This window comes from Streptomyces sp. NBC_01450 (assembly GCF_036227505.1).
In the GTDB taxonomy this organism is placed as follows: domain Bacteria; phylum Actinomycetota; class Actinomycetes; order Streptomycetales; family Streptomycetaceae; genus Streptomyces.
In genome coordinates this window covers 5,988,662-6,006,194 of sequence record NZ_CP109480.1, presented here as the reverse complement: position 1 = coordinate 6,006,194, position 17,533 = coordinate 5,988,662, and the positions used below count along the sequence as shown (strand labels likewise).

Sequence of the window (17,533 nt, the reverse complement as noted above, 5' to 3'; positions counted from 1 at the left end):
GGAGACCCCTCCCGTGGCTACTTTCCTCTATCGACTGGGCCGTACGGCCTTCCGAAGGCGCTGGTACGTCGCCCTCCTATGGGTGGCCGTCCTGGCCGCGGTCGGTTTCGGTGCCGCCAAGGCACCCGCCGCCGCCGACGATTCGAACTCCATGCCGGGGATCGAGTCCCAGAAGGCGTTCGACCTCATGGAGCAGCGCTTCCCCGGGACGACCGCCGACGGGGCGAACGCCCGGATCGTCTTCGTGGCCCCCGACGGTCAGAAGATCACCGCCGCCGACAACAAGAAGACCGTCGACAAGCTCGTCGACCTCGCGGCCGACGGCTCGCAGGTCGCGAGCGCGGTCAGCCCCTTCCAGGCGAACGCGGTCAGCAAGGACGCGACGACGGCGTACGCCACCGTCACGTACAAGGTGAAGGCCGACGACCTCACCGACGCCAGCAAGAACGCCCTGAAGGACGCCATCGCGCAGGCCAAGAAGTCCGGCCTGACGGTCGAGGCCGGCGGCACCGCGCTGGCGACCCAGCCCTCCGCGGGCGGCTCGGCCGAGGCGATCGGTATCGCCATCGCCGCCGCCGTCCTGATCATCACCTTCGGTTCGCTGACCGCCGCCGGGCTGCCCCTGCTCACCGCCATCATCGGTGTCGGCGTCTCGATGGCCGCGATCATGGCCCTGTCCAGTGCGTTCGGCCTCTCCTCCACCACCGGCACGCTCGCCACCATGCTCGGCCTCGCCTGCGGAATCGACTACGCCGTCTTCATCGTCTCCCGCTACCGCGAAGAACGCGCCAAGGGCCACACCCCGCGGGAAGCCGCCGGCCTCGCCACCGGAACCGCCGGATCCGCCGTCGTCTTCGCCGGCCTCACCGTCGTCATCGCCCTCGCCGGCCTGTCCGTCGTCGGCATCCCCATGCTCACCAAGATGGGCCTCGCCGCCGCCGGAGCCGTCATCGTCAGCGTCTTCATCGCGCTGACGCTCGTCCCCGCCCTCCTCGGCTTCTGGCCCAACGCCGTGCTCTCCCGCCACTCCCGCAAGCACGGACGGGTCAAGGAGAACGGTGAGAACAACGGCGGCAGCCGCTGGGCCCGCTTCGTCCTGCGCCGCCCGGTGCCCGTCCTGCTCGCCTCGGTCGCCGCCCTGGGCACACTCGCCGTACCCGTCATGGACCTCCAGCTGGGCATGCCCGGCGCCGAGTCCAAGCCCACCTCCACCACCGAACGCCGCGCCTACGACGACCTCGCCAAGGGCTTCGGCCCCGGCTTCAACGGCCCCCTGTCCATCGTCATCGACGCCAAGAACGCCCCCGACCCCAAAACCGCGGTCAAGGCCATCGAGCAGAAGATCAAGGCCACCGACGGGATCGTCTCCCTGTCCCCCGCACGCTTCAACCCCGCGGGCGACACCGCCGTCTTCTCCGCCGTCCCGTCCACCGCACCCACCAGCGAGAAGACCCAGGACCTCGTCAAAACCATCCGCGACGAACGCCCCGCCACCGAGGCCTCGACCGGCGCCGAGTTCGAGGTCACCGGCACCACCGCGCTCAACATCGACATCGCGCAGAAAACCCAGAACGCGCTGATCCCCTACCTGATCGTGGTCGTCGGCCTGGCCATCCTGCTCCTGACGGTGGTCTTCCGCTCCCTCCTGGTCCCGGTCAAGGCGGCCGTCGGATTCCTCCTCTCGGTACTCGCCGCCCTCGGCTCCGTCGTCGCCGTCTTCCAGTGGGGCTGGCTGGCCTCACTCCTCGGCGTGGAGACCAGCGGTCCGATCATGAGCATGATGCCGATCTTCCTGGTGGGCATCGTCTTCGGCCTCGCGATGGACTACGAGGTGTTCCTCGTCGCCCGGATGCGGGAGGCCTACGTCCACGGCGACAGCCCGCACCAGGCGGTCGAGACCGGCTTCCGTCACAGCGCCCGCGTCGTGGCCGCCGCCGCACTGATCATGACGGCCGTGTTCTCCGGCTTCATCGGCGCCGGCGAATCCATGATCAAAATGATCGGCTTCGGACTCGCGATCGCCGTCCTGTTCGACGCGTTCGTCATCCGCATGGCCTTCGTACCAGCCGCCCTCGCCCTGCTCGGCAAAGCCGCCTGGTGGATGCCACACCGACTGGACAAGATCCTGCCCAAGGTCGATGTGGAAGGCGAAGCACTCACCCACCAGCCCGCGAACGCCACGGCACAAAACAACCCGGCCGCACGGGAGTCGGCCCGCATCTGACCGTCCAGCGCCGGGAAGGTCACCCGTGCTCGGCACTGGCCCTAAACGGCCATCAGGGGTGCGTCCTTCTTCCACTTGAGGATCTTGTCGAAACTGACCACCGCCCCGCCCCGCCCCGGCTCGTTGCCGATCTGGACGTGATCGGCGAGTTCCCGGATCAGGCACAGCCCCCGGCCGTGCTCCGCGTCGCCGCGGACCGGGCGGAGCGCGGGACGGGCTCGGCCCGGGGCGAAGCCCGGGCCGGAGTCGGAGACCTCGATGCGGCACTTCTCGCCGTCGAGATAGGCGGTGACCCGATAGGCCTCGGACGCGGTGCCGGGAGCGGCGTCGCCGCCGTGCTCCACCGCGTTGGCGCAGGCCTCGCTGAGGGCCACGGAGAGGTCGTACGAGACGTCCGGATCGACACCCGCCGTCTCCATCGTGCCGAGCAGCAGGCGTCTCGCGAGCGGAACGCTCGCAGCCTCACGCCGCAAATGGAGTGACCACCAGATGCTCATGCTCCAGCCTCCCGGCCGCGGCTCGACATACCGTTACGTATTGCCGCAAGCACCTGTGCGCAATCGCCCGCATGACGTGATGCCGCCCATACGGCGGATGCGCACGCGACAAAGATCGGTGTATGTGCGGTCGGTTCGCCCCAGATCGTCATCTTTCGGACCACGATTCGCGGACCGACATTTTGCGGACCTGCCGTAGGTGGCGGGTAGGGCCAGTGCGATGATGAGCCCGCCATGACTGCCCCCCACCAACGCAGGGCGCGCTCCGGACACGAGCTCCGGATTCTGCGGGCCGCGGTGTTCGCCGCGGTCTGTGTTGTGCTGGCCGCGGCCGGTCATGGGCTCGCCTCCTGCGCCACCGTCCCGCTGTGGACGCTCGGCGCCGGATTCCTCGCGGTCTTCGCCGTCGCGGCCTCGCTGGCGGGGCGGGAGCGCTCGCTGCCGGGCATCGCCGCGCTGCTCGCGGTCGGCCAGACCGTCCTGCACACGCTGTTCGGACTCGGCGGGACCACCACAACGTCGGCCTCCGGCTCCATGCCGATGGCCGACACCTCACTCGTGGAACGTGCCGCACGCCTCGTGTGCGGCACGACCGCGGCGGCGATCAGCCCGGCTCAGGCCATGAAGATCCTCGCCGACGCACGGCTCGACACGGGCATGACCTCGTCCATGCCCATGCCCCACTCCACGGACGCGATGGCGACCGCCACGGGGTCCTCGATGTCCGTGCTGCCGTCCCTGCCGATGCTGCTCGGCCACGTCCTCGCGGCCGTCGCCGCCGGATGGGTGCTGCGCCACGGTGATCTGGCGCTGCTGCGCCTGATCCGACTGTCCGCGCACGGAGTCGCGGAAGGGGCGCTCATGCGGTCCCTGCGCGGGGCGCTCGCGCTCGTACGCGCCCTGCGGGCCGGACTTCCGGGTACGCCCGACGCGGCACCGCGCGCCCGGCGCACCGCGCTTCTGACGCCGCCCAAGCCCCGTACCGCCGAGCTCCAGCACAGCGTCGTCCGCCGCGGACCGCCCCACTCCACCGCTCTCGTCCTCGCCGCCTGACACGACGCGCCACTCCACCGGACCGATCCGACGGGGGTGCCGTCGTGCGGCACACGCGCGTGCACGCGATGACACCCCCAGGGGCCGCATCGCACCGTCCGCACGCGCACCCCCTTCTCATCGGACTGAAAGTGGAGTGCTCTCTTCCATGAAGGCTTCCCGTATCGCCGCCGCCGGCGCCGTCGCCGCCTCGGCCGTCCTCGCCGTCTCCGCCCCCGCCTTCGCGCACGTCAGCGTGCAGCCGGAGGGCCAGGCCGCCAAGGGCGGTTACGCCGTCGTCGACTTCAAGGTCCCCAATGAGCGCGACGACGCCTCGACCAACAAGGTCGAGGTGAACTTTCCGACCGACCACCCGCTCGCCTCCGTCATGCCGCAGCCCCTCGACGGCTGGTCCGTGAAGGTCACCAAGAGCAAGCTGGCCAAGCCGCTCACGATGCACGGCGAGAAGATCTCCGAGGCCGTCACCAAGGTCACCTGGACCGCCAACGGCAAGGGCATCGAGCCGGGCTTCTTCCAGAAGTTCCCGCTCTCCGTCGGCACGCTCCCGGAGGACACCGACGAACTCGTCTTCAAGGCGATCCAGACGTACGACAACAAGGAGGTCGTGCGCTGGATCGAGCCGCAGCAGGAGGGCAAGGAGGAGCCCGAGAACCCGGCTCCGGTGCTCACGCTCTCCGCCGCGTCCACGGACGGGCACCACGGGTCCTCCGCCACCGCCGAGGACGCCTCCGACACCTCCACGGCGGCCCCCGCCTCGTCCACCTCCGCCTCGTCCTCGGACGGCGCTGACACCACCGCGCGCGTCCTCGGTGTCGTCGGCATCGTCGTCGGCGCGGCGGGCGTGGCGTACGGCGTTCTGGCCGGCCGGCGGCGCACCGCGGGCTGAGGCCCACCGCACCCCTTCCTTTGTGCACCGGCAGGTCGTACGCCCTCGTCAAAGGGGTCGTACGACCCCGGTGCACACCGGAGCCCTCACATCTGGGACATTTCTCTATGCGCAAGAAGACGTATGCCGCGGCCGCCCTGTTCGCCGCGGCCGCACTGACCCTCTCCGCCTGCGGCAGCGGCGACGACAGCAACAAGCCGATCGCCGACGTGTCCGCCGAGGCCGGCACGGGCAAGGCCGCCACGGTCCTCGACAAGGCGTTCGAGAAGCCCGACCTCGTCCTCACCGACACGAACGGCAAGAAGTACGACTTCCGGGCCGAGACCAAGGGCGTCCCGACGCTCATCTACTTCGGCTACACCCACTGCCCCGACGTCTGCCCGACGACGATGAGCAACCTCGCCGTCGCCAAGAAGCAGCTGCCCAAGGCCGAACAGGACAAGTTCAAGGTCGTGTTCGTCACCACCGACCCGGCGCGCGACACTCCCGCCGCGCTCGGCAAGTGGCTCAAGGGGATCGACCCCGCCTTCATCGGCCTCACCGGCGACTTCCCCACCGTCCAGGCGGGCGCCCGCACTCTCGGCATCTCCATCGAGCCGACGGCGAAGGACAAGAACGGCAAGCTCGTCTCCGTGCACGGCACCCAGGTCATCGCGTTCTCACCGAAGACCGACGGGGGCTATGTGATCTACGGAGAGGACGCCACCGTCGACGACTACACCAAGGACCTCCCCAAGCTCATCAAGGGAGAGAATCCGTGAGCCGATCCGGAGCCCCTTCGAGGCGTCTCGCGGGATGCGCGGCGCTGACGGCCACGGCTCTGGCGCTGGCGGGCTGCGGCTCCGACGACTCCTCCTCGCACAGCGCGGACAAGCCCGAACTGAAGATCACCGGCGCCTATATGCCCGCCCCCGTCATGGACACCATGGCGGCCGGCTTCTTCACCGTCACCAACTCCGGCGGCGCCGACACCCTGACCTCCGTCACCAGCGGCCTGGCCTCCGACGTCACGCTGCACTCCACCAAGGGGGGCGCGATGGAGGAGCAGAAGTCGTTCGCCGTGCCCGCCGACGGGTCACTCGACTTCGTGAGCGGCGGCAACCACCTCATGTTCGAAAAGCTCACCCACAAGCCCCTGGAGGGCGAGAAGGTGTCGGTGACGCTCCACTTCACCAAGGCGGGCGCGGTGAAGGTCTCCATGCCGGTGAAGTCCGCGACGTACAACCCCAAGACCGGGCACTGAGGGAGGGATCACCGTGACACAGACCATCGCTCCCCATGCGCCTGCCACCACCACTGGAGGGGCCGCTTTTCGGGTACGGGCACTGCTCTTGCTGCTCCTCGCCGTGGCCGGCGCGGTCCTGGCCGGCGCCACGCCCGCCTCCGCGCACGCCGCACTGACGGGCAGCACCCCCCAGCAGGGAGCGGTGGTCAATCAAGCACCCACCCAGGTCTCGCTGACGTTCTCCGAGAGGGTCGCCCTGTCCGACGGCTCGGTGCGCGTGCTCGACCCCAAGGGCAAGCGCGTCGACACCGGCAAAGCGGTCGACCTGGGCGGCACCACCTATGGCGTGAAGCTCCACTCGGGGCTGCCCGACGGCACGTTCACCGTCACCTACCAGGTGGTGTCGGCGGACAGCCATCCCGTCTCCGGCGCCTTCACCTTCTCCATCGGCGCACCCTCGCAGACCTCCGTCGCGCTCTCCGACCCGGCCGTGGGCGGCGGAGTCGTCGGCGCGCTCTACGGGATCGGGCGGTATGTCTCGTACGCCGGATTCATCCTCCTGGTGGGTGGCGCGGCCTTCGTACTGACCTGCTGGAAGCGCGGCGCCGGCGTCCGTCCGGTGCAACGACTCGTGGTCTCCGGGTGGCTCGCGCTGACCGGCGCCACCCTCGCGCTGCTGCTCCTGCGCGGCTCCTACGTCGGCTCCGGCAAGGTCGGCGACATCTTCGACCTGACACTGCTCGGACAGGTGCTGCAGACCAAGGCGGGCGCGGCACTGGTCTCACGGCTGCTGCTGCTCGCCGCGGGCGCGCTGTTCATCGCGGTGCTCTTCGGGGCGTACGCGCGTCGCGGCGAGGCCCACACGTCGGATGAGGCCGACGCGACCGACAAGGGCGCGCTGTCCGGCGAGGGCGAGCGCGAGGTGTCCGGCGAAGGCGACGCCGATGCCGATGTCGATGTCGATGTCGATGTCGATGTCGAGAGGAAGGATCTCGCGTTCGGGCTCGCGATCGGCGGCACCGTCGTCGCGGCGGGCCTGGCGGCGAGCTGGGCGATGGCCGAGCACGCCTCCACCGGTATCCAGCCGGGCCTCGCGATGCCCGTCGACGTGCTGCACCTGCTGGCGGTCGCCGTCTGGCTGGGCGGCCTGTCGACGCTGCTGGTGGCGCTGTTCCGGGCGCCCGCCGAGGCACAGATCGAGGCGGCGACCGTACGGCGCTTCTCACGCGTCGCGTTCGGCAGCGTGACCATGCTGGCCGCGACCGGGATCTACCAGTCCTGGCGCCAGGTCGGCTCCTGGTCGGCCCTGACCGGAACGTCGTACGGGCAGCTGCTGCTCGTCAAGGTCGGCCTGGTGGCCGTCCTCGTCGGCATCGGGTGGACCTCGCGGCGCTGGACGGCGCAGCTGTTCGAGGCACCCGAGGCGAAGGCCATGGCGACGGCCGGGGCCACCGCCGGAGCGACGGCTTACGCCGGACAGCGGACGAAGCAGCCGACGAAGGTGCCCGCGAATTCCAGAAACTCGAGCTCCAAGGACTCGACCTCCGGGAGCTCGACCTCTGGGGGCTCGACCTCGGGGAACTCCCGGCGCGCCGCTCAACTGGCCCGGCAACAGGCTGCCGTGGCCACCGCGCGTCAAAAGCGCCTCCGCGACGCCGACCCGGCACGGGCAGGCCTGCGTCGCTCGGTGCTCGCCGAGGCGGGCGTCGCCGTCGTCCTGCTGGCCGTGACGACCGTACTGACGTCCACCGAGCCGGGGCGTACGGAGGAGGCGGCCCAGCAGTCCACCACGTCCTCCTCACAGCGGTCCGGGTCCCTCTCGCTGAAGCTCCCCTTCGACACGGGAGGCCAGGACGGCAAGGGCACCGCGGAGGTCACCCTCGACCCGGCCCGCGTCGGCGGCAACGAGATGCACGTCTTCGTGAAACGGCCGAACGGCAAGGCCTTCGACGTCCCCGAGGTGAAGGTTGCCTTCACCCTGGAGGCCAAGAAGATCGGCCCGTTGCCCGTGACCCCCGACCGCATCGCCACCGGCCACTGGTCGGCGATCGGGGTGCAGATCCCGATGGCGGGCGACTGGGAGATCGCGGTGACCGTACGCACCTCCGACATCGACCAGACGACCGTCACCAAGAACGCGAAGATCGGCTGAACCTCACCATGGCTGACCAGTCCACTCCGGAAGCCACCTCGGAAAATGCCCTTTCAGGAGAGGCCGTTTCCCAGAAACCCTCTTCTGTTTCCCAGAAGCCCTCTTCCGGAGGAGTCTTTTCCCGGCGCCGACTGCTCGGCACCGCCGGTGCCACCGGTCTCGCCCTGGGCGCGGCCGGAGGTGCCGCCGGATACGCGGCCGCACCGTCCACCGACAAGGCCGCGCCCCTGACCTCGCTCGGCGCGGACACGGTGATGTTTCACGGGAAACATCAGCCCGGCATCACCACCGCGCTCCAGGCCCGCGGCCACCTCGTCGCCTTCGACCTGGCCGCGGGCGCGGGCCGCAAGGAGGCCGCCGCACTGCTGCGCCGCTGGTCGACGACCGCCCAGCGGCTGATGGCGGGCGAGGCCGCCACGCAGGACGACACGGACGTCGCCCGTGACGCCGGACCGTCGTCCCTGACGGTCACTTTCGGCTTCGGAAACAGCTTCTTCGCGCGGACGGGCCTGGAGAAGCAGCGCCCGGTCGCCCTCGACCCGCTGCCCGACTTCTCCTCCGACCACCTCGACAAGACACGCAGCAACGGCGACCTGTGGGTGCAGATCGGCGCCAACGACGCCCTGGTCGCCTTCCACGCCCTGCGCACACTCCAGAAGGACGCGGGCAGCGCTGCCCGGGTGCGCTGGCAGATGAACGGGTTCAACCGCTCGCCCGGCGCCACGGCCCAGCCGATGACGGCCCGCAACCTGATGGGCCAGATCGACGGCACCCGCAATCCGAAGCCGTCCGAGGCCGACTTCGACCAGCGCATCTTCGTGCCCGCCGCCGGCGACCCGGCGTGGATGGCGAACGGCTCGTACGCCGTCGTACGCCGGATCCGGATGCTTCTCGACGACTGGGAGAAGCTCTCGGTCAAGGCCCAGGAGGACGTCATCGGGCGGAAGAAGTCCACCGGGGCACCGCTGACCGGCGGCACCGAGACGACCGCGATGAACCTCGACAAGACCGACGCCGACGGCAACCTGGTCGTTCCTCTCAACGCGCATGCCCGGATCACCCGGCCGGACCGGAACGGCGGCGCCGCGATGCTGCGCCGCCCGTTCTCCTTCCACGACGGCTTCGACACGGACGGGGTGCCCGACGCCGGCCTGCTCTTCGTCTGCTGGCAGGCGGATCCGCTGCGCGGCTTCGTCCCGGTGCAGCGCAAGCTCGACCGCGGCGACGCCCTGTCGACGTTCATACGCCACGAGGCGAGCGGGCTGTTCGCGGTGCCGGGCGGGGCGGCGGAGGGGGAGTACGTGGGGCAGCGGCTGCTGGAAGGGTGATCCGGGGCAGAGCGGACCCTATTAGGGTGACGAGTATGTCGGCGACGCGCTACACCTATCTCGGCCCCGAGGGAACGTTCACCGAGGCCGCCCTCCGCACGCTCCCGGAGGCCGCGACACGGGAGCTGGTGCCCATGGTGTCCGTGCCGGCCGCGCTCGACGCGGTGCGCGGGAGCGAGGCCGCGGGGGCGCTCGTCCCGATCGAGAACTCGGTCGAGGGCGGTGTCACCGCCACCCTCGACGAGCTCGCCAAGGGCGAGCCGCTGATGATCTACCGCGAGGTCGTCCTGCCGATCGCCTTCGCCCTGCTGGTCAGGCCCGGCACCGCCCTGAAGGACATCAAGACGGTCACCGGCCATCCGGTCGCCCAGCCGCAGGTACGCAACTGGCTCGGCGCCAACCTGCCGAACACCGTGTGGGAGTCGGCGGCCTCGAACGCGGACGGTGCCCGCCTGGTCCAGGAGGGCCGGTACGACGCGGCCTTCGCGGGCGAGTTCGCGGCGGCGACCTACGGGCTCGAGCCACTGGTGACCGAGATCCACGACGCGGCGAACGCCGAGACCCGCTTCGTGCTGGTCGGCCGTCCGGCCCGGCCCGCGGCCCCGACCGGCGCCGACAAGACGTCCGTGGTCATCTGGCTCGGCGACGACCACCCGGGTGCACTGCTCGAACTCCTCCAGGAGTTCGCCGTGCGGGGCGTCAATCTGATGCGGATCGAATCGCGGCCCACCGGCCAGGGCATCGGCAACTACTGCTTCTCCATGGACGCGGAGGGCCACATCACCGACCGCCGCGTGGGCGAGGCACTGATGGGCCTCAAGCGCATCAGCCCCCAGGTGCGCTTTCTCGGGTCCTATCCGAGGGCCGGGGTCGCCCTGAAGGACGTACGGCCGCTGCGGCCCGGAACATCGGACGGCGATTTCTCGGCGGCATCGGACTGGCTGGCGCGCTGCCAGGACGGACGGTTCTAGGCCGTTCCAGGCTTTCTGTGGCTCCGGGCCTGTTCCAGGCCCCATTGCACTGGTCCTACCTGCAGATTTTCCTCATCCACAGATGTTATCCACAGGTGTGCTTCTCGACCTGGGGACAAGTCGACAACGAAGCACTACATCGTCGACAAATCGGCCTACAGGGCCCAAGTTCGTCCACAGCCCCGCACGTCACCCCTCGTCCACTCTTTTCCCTTGATCAATCCTTTGGAGCGAAGCATTTCCACTCGAACGTGGGTGTACGGATGGTTTGACCCGGGAATTCTTCGTCCCGCATGCGGCTTTCGGAACGATCACTTCCGAAGTCCACAGATCTTCCGCACAGCCTGTGGATAACTCTGCGGAGGCGTGAACCCTGTGGACAACCTCTTCTCAAGTACCGCTCTTCACAAGGGAATCCAGTCAACCCCCTGGTTACCGTCTGCCCCGTTTCAGGGAGTACCGTCCCTTTTATTGACGCGGACCGACCCTGATGGGCGATCATTGACGAGTGTCGGCGATCAAGAAAAATTCGGTCCGGCATTTCACTCATAACGTCACAGAAGCGACGGAGCGGAATATCGAGTCGATGGCCGGAAGCGCGCACCGGTAGCCTTGAGGGGTGATTGACCTTCGCCTGCTCCGTGAGGACCCCGACCGTGTTCGCGCCTCCCAGCGCGCCCGTGGAGAGGACGTCGCCCTCGTCGACTCCCTCCTCTCTGCCGACGAGCGGCGCAGGTCGTCCGGCGTCCGCTTCGACGAGCTCCGATCCGAGCAGAAGGCGCTCGGCAAGCTGATCCCCAAGGCCTCCGGCGACGAGAAGGCCGAGCTGCTGAAGAAGGCCGGGGAGCTCGCGGCCGCCGTCAAGGCCGCCGACGCCGAACAGCACGAGGCGGACGAGGCGGCCAAGCGGCTCCTGCTCCAGCTCGGCAACCTGATCCACCCGGACGTCCCGGTCGGCGGCGAGGAGGACTTTGTCGTCCTGGAGACGCACGGCACGATCCGCGACTTCGGCGCCGAGGGCTTCGAGCCCAAGGACCACCTGGAGCTCGGCGAGGCGCTCGGCGCCATCGACGTCGAGCGGGGCGCCAAGGTCTCCGGCTCGCGCTTCTACTACCTGACGGGTGTCGGCGCGCTCCTGGAACTCGCCCTCGTCAACGCCGCGATCGCGCAGGCCACCGAGGCCGGCTTCACCCCGATGCTGACCCCGGCCCTGGTCCGCCCGCGCGCCATGGAGGGCACCGGCTTCCTCGGCCAGGCCGCGGAGAACGTGTACCACCTGGAGAAGGACGACTACTACCTGGTCGGCACCTCCGAGGTCCCCCTCGCGGCGTACCACATGGACGAGATCCTGGACGCCGACCAGCTGCCCATGCGTTACGCCGGCTTCTCGCCGTGCTTCCGCCGCGAGGCCGGTACCTACGGCAAGGACACCCGCGGCATCTTCCGTGTGCACCAGTTCGACAAGGTCGAGATGTTCTCGTACGTCGACCCCGAGGACGCGGAGAACGAGCACAAGCGGCTCCTGGACTGGGAGAAGCAGTGGCTGACCAGCCTCGAGCTGCCCTTCCAGGTCATCGACGTGGCCTCGGGCGACCTCGGTTCCTCCGCGTCCCGCAAGTTCGACTGCGAGGCGTGGATCCCGACCCAGGGCAAGTACCGCGAGCTGACCTCGGCCTCGAACTGTGACGGCTTCCAGGCCCGCCGCCTGTCCGTGCGCATGCGCGACGGCAAGAAGGTCCAGCCGCTGGCGACGCTGAACGGCACGCTGTGCGCCGTCCCGCGCACGATCGTGGCGATCCTGGAGAACCACCAGCTGGCCGACGGCTCCGTGCGGGTGCCCGAGGTGCTGCGTCCGTACCTGGGCGGTCGTGAGGTCCTGGAGCCGATCTCCAAGTGACCGCCGCCGCCGGGTCGACCGGTTCGTTCCCCTACAAGCTCGTCGCGACCGATCTCGACGGCACGCTGCTGCGTTCCGACGAGACGGTCTCGGAGCGCACGCGTGAGGCACTCGCCGCGGCGGGCGCGGCGGGCGCCGCGCACATCGTCGTCACCGGGCGCGCGGTGCCCTGGACCCGGCACATCCTCGACGACCTCGGCTACGAGGGTCTCGCGGTGTGCGGCCAGGGCGCGCAGGTCTACGACGCGGGGGAACACCGGTTGCTCACCTCGGTGACGCTGGACCGGCAGCTCGCCGGGCTCGCGCTCGCCAAGATAGAGGCGGAGGTCGGCCCACTGCTGCTGGCCGCGAGCCGCGACGGCCTCGACGGCGAGGTGCTGGTCGGCCCCGGCTACCGGCGGCTGGAGGGACCACTGCCGGTCGTCCCGATCAGGGACGCGGCGGACCTCTGGTCGGCCCCTCTGAACAAGCTGTACGTGCAGCACCCGACGCTCTCCGACGACGAGCTGGCCGCGGTGGCGGCGGAGGTCGCGGGCGGTCTCGTCGGCGTCACCATGGCGGGCGCGGGGATAGTGGAACTCCTCCCCCTCGGCCTCTCCAAGGCCACGGGGCTGTCTCTCGCCGCCCGCCGCCTCGGTGTGAAGGCCGCGGACACGATCGCCTTCGGTGACATGCCCAACGACATCCCGATGTTCGCGTGGGCGGCCCACGGCGTGGCCATGGCGAACGCCCACGACGATCTCAAGGCGGTCGCGGACGAGGTGACGTCCTCGAACGAGGAGGACGGCATCGCGGTGGTGCTGGAGCGGTTGCTGAGTTAGCGGGTGAGGGCACAGCCTGCGGCGCCCGGTGCCCCGTAGAACACCCCGACTCTGCCAAGTCCTCGTGACAACGTCTCGCGGAGGATGCGCGGATCGAACGCGCGCGGGGTTGACCCCGACCACGGCTTAGCAAGCCGGTGCCTTACCTCTCGGCCAATCCTCCGGGTGGGCGGCCCGCGCGGCATACGCGCGCTCGAAGCGGCCGCCCCGGGCAGCCCCCCGTGCGGGCGGGCTCCACGGAGAGGTAGCTACTCCGGAGCCTGCCGCGGGCTGCCCTGTAGGGAGCTCGACGGACTGCTACTGATGGGCATCGTCGCGCTCCTCTCCCAGAACGTGGCGCCGGCTCGATGCGGCGACGTGGACATAACTACTGTGCCCGTACGCCGACTTGGGCGCCACTGAATAAAGCCGCTCCCCAAGGGGGTTACCGGCGACGCCACCTGCGCCGACGGGCCTTGCTGAAGAACCATCCCGCGGGCGGCTCGTCGGAGCGCCAGGGCTGCGGATCGGGTCCCCCCTCGCGCCAGCGGGCGGCGAGCATACGGGCGCGGGCGGACGGTTCGGTCGTCTCCGCCGAGCGTATGAAGCTCTCGTCCAGTACGAGGTCGTCCCAGACGTCCTCGGTCTCCCTCTGCCCTTCGCCTTGCGGTTCCGCCATCCCCGTTCCTCCTAGGACCTGTTCTGGCCGCGCGTCCCCTCGGCCCAGTGTGCCGGGACAGAGGTGAAGCCACTGTCAAGAAAAAAGGTGAAGCCACTCTCAAAAGCCGCTCTCGAAGAAAAGCTCGCAAAGAAGAGCTCGCAAAGAAAAGGGGGCGCCACGCGCGCGTACGTGGCGACGACCAGTACACGCGCGTGGAGCCCCCGGCTCACTCCTCGCCGGCCAGCGTCAGCGACCGCAGTCGCTGCCCGGCGTACCAGGTGGCGAGCACGGTGACCACGACCAGGAACACCGTCGCGGTGGGCAGGCCCACGTCCGAGGTGACGAGGTCGCCGCCGGTGACCTTGTGGCCCACGGCGAGCGCCCACTGCTGGACGCTGAGCGTGCGCGCGCCGGACACCAGCGACCCGAACAGGGCCTCCCAGACCAGCGCGTAGACGAGCCCGAAGACCACCGCGTGCCGGGTGACCGTCCCCAGCAGCAGGAACAGCGCGGCATACGCGATCGAGGCGACCAGCGCCGCCACGGTGTAGGCGACGGCGACCTGCTGGCCGTTGCCGTTCAGGATCATGCCCGCGATGAACGTCGGCAGGGCGGAGAACGCCATGGTGACGGCGATCGCGACGATCAGCTTGGTGAAGATGATCGTCGGCCGCTTCAGGGGCTTGGCCAGCAGATACACCACCGAGCCGTCGTCGATCTCGGGGCCGATCGCGCCGGTGCCGGCGATGACGCCGATGATCGGCACCATCGTGGCGAGCGCGAACCCGCCGAGCAGGTCCGAGGCCACCTGGTCGTCGGCTCCGGCGAAGCCGCGTACGGCCGCGGAGATCACGATGAGCAGGACGGGCAGTGCGCAGAGGATGAGGGCCCGGCGGCGGCCGAGCAGGGCTCGATATGTGAGCCGGGCGACTGTGGGGTCGTACATCTTCGGCCTCCTACGCCGCGACGAGATACGAGAAGACGGACTCGAGGGACTCGTCGGACGGCGAGACCGTGAGCAGCCGGATGCCGTGCTCGCGCGCGACGCGCGGCAGCAGCGCCGTGAACCGGCCGAAGTCGACCGCCTGGATGCGCAACGCGCCCTCGGCCAGGTCCACTTCGATGCCGGACGTCGACGGATCGGCGATCAGCGCGGCGGCCAGTGCCCGGTCGTCGCTGGAGCGCACCAGGTAGCGGTGCGGACGGTCGGTCATCAGGCGGCGGATGCGGCGGAAGTCCCCGCTGGCCGCGTGGCGTCCGGCGACGATCACCTCGATGTGGGCGGCGAGTTGTTCGACCTCTTCGAGGATGTGGGACGAGAACAGCACCGTGCGGCCCTCGTCGCCCATGCGGCGCAGCAGGTCCATGAGCTGCATGCGCTGGCGCGGGTCCATACCGTTGAAGGGCTCGTCGAGCAGCAGCAGGGACGGGTCGTGGACGAGGGCGGAGGCCATCTTCACGCGCTGCCGCATGCCCTTGGAGTACGTGGAGATCTTGCGGTCCTGCGCGTACTCCATCTCGACCGTGGCGAGCGCCCGCTGGGCGGCCTTCGCTCCCAGGCCGTGCAACTCGGCGTTGGCGACGACGAATTCCTGGCCCGTGAGGAAGTCGTACATCGCCTCGCGCTCCGGGACGATGCCGATGTGCTTGTAGATCTGTTCGTTGCGCCAGACCTGCCGGCCGTCGAGGGTGACGGTGCCGGTGGAGGGGGCGAGGAAGCCGCCCATCATGTTGATGAGGGTGGACTTCCCGGCGCCGTTCGGGCCGAGCAGGCCGGTGACGCCGGGGCCGATCGTCATCGTGATGTCGTTGACCGCCACCACGTTGCCGAACCAGCGCGAGACATGGTCGATGTTGAGCGTGGTCACAGCCCGACCTTTCGGTAGCGGCGCAGCAGGAGACCGTAGGAGCCCGCGATGAGCCCCAGGACGGCGAGGAGGAAGACGACTCCCTGCCCGGACGAGGGGCCCTCCCCGCCGGGGAAGGCGGAGGTGGCGCCGAGGAAGGCGGTCTGCACCCCGTCGATGAGCGTGATGGGAGAGAAGAGGCCGAGCCAGGGGACGGCCGAGGAGCTGGACTGCTCGTAGGCGATGGCCTGGACGGTCGACACGGCTCCGTAGGAGATGGTCAGCGCCGCGATGACGGCCGCGATGCCGAAGCCGCGGCGTGGGGTGATCGACGAGATGACCAGGCCGATCCCGGCGAAGAGCAGGGACAGCAGTGCCACGGAGACCAGCCCCTGTCCGAAGCCCTTCGTCTGGTCGGAGAAGTCGAGCTTCGCCAGAAGTGCCCCTACGTAGAGCACGATCAACGGCGCGGCCGTCAGGATGAACAGCGCCGAGGCCAGCGCCGCGTACTTGGCGCGTACGTAGTCGACGATCTCGATGGGGCGTGAGAAGTACAGCGGTACGGTCTTGAAGCGCAGGTCGCGCGAGACGGACTGGGGTCCCTGGGAGGCGACGTACAGGCCGATGACGGCCTGCATGATGACCGCGTAGCGCGTGTAGTCGACCGGCAGGGCCTTCGCCTTGGTGGCGACCGCGACGGCCACCATGATGAGCGCGGGGACGCACATCACCACGAAGAGCAGCATCGGCAGCACCTTGGACTTGACCGAGCGGCCCAGGCCGTAGGAGCCGCGCAGGGACTGCGAGTACAGCGAGCGGCGGGCGTAGCCGCGGCCCAGGCGCGGGCCGTCGTAGTGGCGGTAGCCGATGTCGTGGATCCGGGTCTGCTCACCGCGTGGGGTGAGGGACTGCTCAACTGCCATGGCCCACTGCCTCCTTCCGTACGCCCTGCGCGTCCGTCGCGTCCGTCGCGTTCGTCTGTTCTTCGCGGAAGACCTCCGCGATGTGGTGCCTGCGCTGTTCCATCCGGATCAGGCCGAGGCCGAGGTCGGCGACGACGTCGCGGACGAGGTCGTAGGTCTCCTCGCCCTCGGCGGTCAGCAGCAGGATGTGTCCGGCGCCCGGCAGTCCGCTGCCGTCGTGGGTCTCGACCCCGCGCGCGTGGAGCGCCTCGCGGGCCGCCCTGGTGCCGTCCGGGTGCTCGTCGGTGTCGGTGACCTCGATGGCGAGGGTCGTCGTGGTCTGGGTGAAGTCCGTGGTGGAGCTGGACCGCAGCAGCTTGCCGCCGTCGACGACCACGACGTGGTCGCAGGTGCGCTCCAGCTCGCCCAGCAGGTGCGAGGTCACCAGGACGGAGATCCCGAACTCGGTGTGGATACGGCGGATGAGGCCGAGCATCTCGTCGCGGCCGACCGGGTCGAGGCCGTTGGTCGGCTCGTCGAGGAAGACCAGCTGGGGGTCGTGGACGAGGGCCTGCGCGAGCTTGACGCGCTGCTTCATGCCGGTCGAGTAGCCACCGATGGGGCGGTAGCGCTCCTCGTACAGTCCGACGTGGCGCAGGGTGTCCGCGGTGCGCTCGCGGGCCGCGGTCGGCGGGAGCCCGGACATGCGTGCCATGTGGACGACGAACTCGGTGGCCGAGACGTCGGGGGGCAGGCAGTCGTGCTCGGGCATGTACCCGACCCGCTCGCGGATGGCGCCGCCTTGGGTGGCGACATCGAGTCCGAGCACTTGGGCGCGGCCCTCGGTGGCGGGGGAGAGACCCAGCAGGATCTTGATCAGTGTGGACTTGCCGGCTCCGTTGGCTCCGACGAGTCCGGTCACACCGGGCCCGACGTCCACGGAGAGCCGGTCAAGAGCGGTCACCCGGGGGTACCGCTTGCTCAGGCTTTCGGTCGCGATCACAGTCACGTTGTCGAAGGTAGTGGCGCACGCCACAGCGGTCGTCAACCCACGGAGCTGGATCCGCGTCAGCCTCCAGTCGTACGGGCC

The 17,533-nt window shown here is 69.6% G+C and carries 16 protein-coding genes and 1 tRNA gene; 10 read left to right on the top strand and 7 right to left on the bottom strand.

The window, feature by feature from the left end; all coding sequences use genetic code 11:
* Positions 1-13: 13 nt before the first annotated feature.
* Entirely contained in the window at positions 14-2,224 is a 2,211-nt protein-coding gene (locus tag OG568_RS26735; protein WP_329533392.1) for an MMPL family transporter, read from the top strand.
* A 41-nt stretch (positions 2,225-2,265) separates the two neighbouring features.
* Here the strand turns inward: OG568_RS26735 and OG568_RS26730 are convergent, their stop codons facing one another.
* A complete protein-coding gene (locus OG568_RS26730; RefSeq protein WP_266432798.1) occupies positions 2,266-2,721 on the bottom strand; it encodes an ATP-binding protein in 456 nt (151 codons plus the stop codon).
* 234 nt (positions 2,722-2,955) lie between these two features.
* Between OG568_RS26730 and OG568_RS26725 the strand changes: the two genes are divergently transcribed.
* From OG568_RS26725 to OG568_RS26685, 9 genes are all read left to right on the top strand, one after another.
* Positions 2,956-3,774 (top strand): hypothetical protein, encoded by an 819-nt coding sequence (locus tag OG568_RS26725; RefSeq protein ID WP_329533391.1) that lies wholly within the window; start codon positions 2,956-2,958, stop codon positions 3,772-3,774.
* A gap of 148 nt (positions 3,775-3,922) precedes the next feature.
* Positions 3,923-4,660 carry a YcnI family copper-binding membrane protein gene (locus tag OG568_RS26720; RefSeq protein WP_329533390.1) on the top strand — a complete coding sequence of 246 codons (738 nt, stop codon included), beginning with the start codon at positions 3,923-3,925 and terminating at the stop codon, positions 4,658-4,660.
* 107 nt (positions 4,661-4,767) lie between these two features.
* Complete coding sequence (locus OG568_RS26715) at positions 4,768-5,421, top strand: SCO family protein (RefSeq protein ID WP_329533389.1); 654 nt, start codon at positions 4,768-4,770, stop codon at positions 5,419-5,421.
* Positions 5,418-5,903: a copper chaperone PCu(A)C gene (locus OG568_RS26710; protein ID WP_329533388.1), complete on the top strand. Its 486-nt coding sequence runs from the start codon at positions 5,418-5,420 to the stop codon at positions 5,901-5,903. The genes OG568_RS26715 and OG568_RS26710 overlap by 4 nt, the downstream gene beginning before the upstream one ends.
* A gap of 13 nt (positions 5,904-5,916) precedes the next feature.
* A complete protein-coding gene (locus tag OG568_RS26705) occupies positions 5,917-8,037 on the top strand; it encodes a copper resistance CopC/CopD family protein (protein ID WP_329533387.1) in 2,121 nt (706 codons plus the stop codon).
* A gap of 8 nt (positions 8,038-8,045) precedes the next feature.
* Entirely contained in the window at positions 8,046-9,365 is a 1,320-nt protein-coding gene (gene efeB / locus OG568_RS26700; protein ID WP_329533386.1) for an iron uptake transporter deferrochelatase/peroxidase subunit, read from the top strand.
* 35 nt (positions 9,366-9,400) lie between these two features.
* The gene (gene pheA, locus OG568_RS26695; RefSeq protein ID WP_266432783.1) at positions 9,401-10,336 is read left to right on the top strand and encodes a prephenate dehydratase; all 936 of its coding nucleotides are present in this window, start codon (positions 9,401-9,403) and stop codon (positions 10,334-10,336) included.
* 619 nt (positions 10,337-10,955) lie between these two features.
* Positions 10,956-12,233 carry a serine--tRNA ligase gene (serS, locus tag OG568_RS26690; protein WP_329533385.1) on the top strand — a complete coding sequence of 426 codons (1,278 nt, stop codon included), beginning with the start codon at positions 10,956-10,958 and terminating at the stop codon, positions 12,231-12,233.
* Positions 12,230-13,054 (top strand): HAD family hydrolase, encoded by an 825-nt coding sequence (locus OG568_RS26685; RefSeq protein ID WP_329533384.1) that lies wholly within the window; start codon positions 12,230-12,232, stop codon positions 13,052-13,054. The genes serS and OG568_RS26685 overlap by 4 nt, the downstream gene beginning before the upstream one ends.
* A 78-nt stretch (positions 13,055-13,132) precedes the next feature.
* Here OG568_RS26685 and OG568_RS26680 read toward each other — a convergent pair.
* From OG568_RS26680 to OG568_RS26655, 6 genes are all read right to left on the bottom strand, one after another.
* A tRNA-Ser gene (locus tag OG568_RS26680) sits at positions 13,133-13,217 on the bottom strand.
* Between the two features lie 261 nt (positions 13,218-13,478).
* Entirely contained in the window at positions 13,479-13,712 is a 234-nt protein-coding gene (locus OG568_RS26675) for an SGM_3592 family protein (RefSeq protein WP_095853733.1), read from the bottom strand.
* 208 nt (positions 13,713-13,920) lie between these two features.
* Positions 13,921-14,640, bottom strand: coding sequence for an ABC transporter permease (locus tag OG568_RS26670; RefSeq protein ID WP_266626304.1), 720 nt, complete (start codon positions 14,638-14,640; stop codon positions 13,921-13,923).
* 10 nt (positions 14,641-14,650) lie between these two features.
* Positions 14,651-15,562, bottom strand: coding sequence for an ABC transporter ATP-binding protein (locus OG568_RS26665; protein WP_266583785.1), 912 nt, complete (start codon positions 15,560-15,562; stop codon positions 14,651-14,653).
* Positions 15,559-16,464: an ABC transporter permease gene (locus OG568_RS26660; protein WP_266432768.1), complete on the bottom strand. Its 906-nt coding sequence runs from the start codon at positions 16,462-16,464 to the stop codon at positions 15,559-15,561. Before OG568_RS26660 ends, OG568_RS26665 begins: the two co-directional genes overlap by 4 nt.
* Positions 16,454-17,446 carry an ABC transporter ATP-binding protein gene (locus tag OG568_RS26655; RefSeq protein WP_329536461.1) on the bottom strand — a complete coding sequence of 331 codons (993 nt, stop codon included), beginning with the start codon at positions 17,444-17,446 and terminating at the stop codon, positions 16,454-16,456. The genes OG568_RS26660 and OG568_RS26655 overlap by 11 nt, the downstream gene beginning before the upstream one ends.
* Positions 17,447-17,533: the final 87 nt, after the last annotated feature.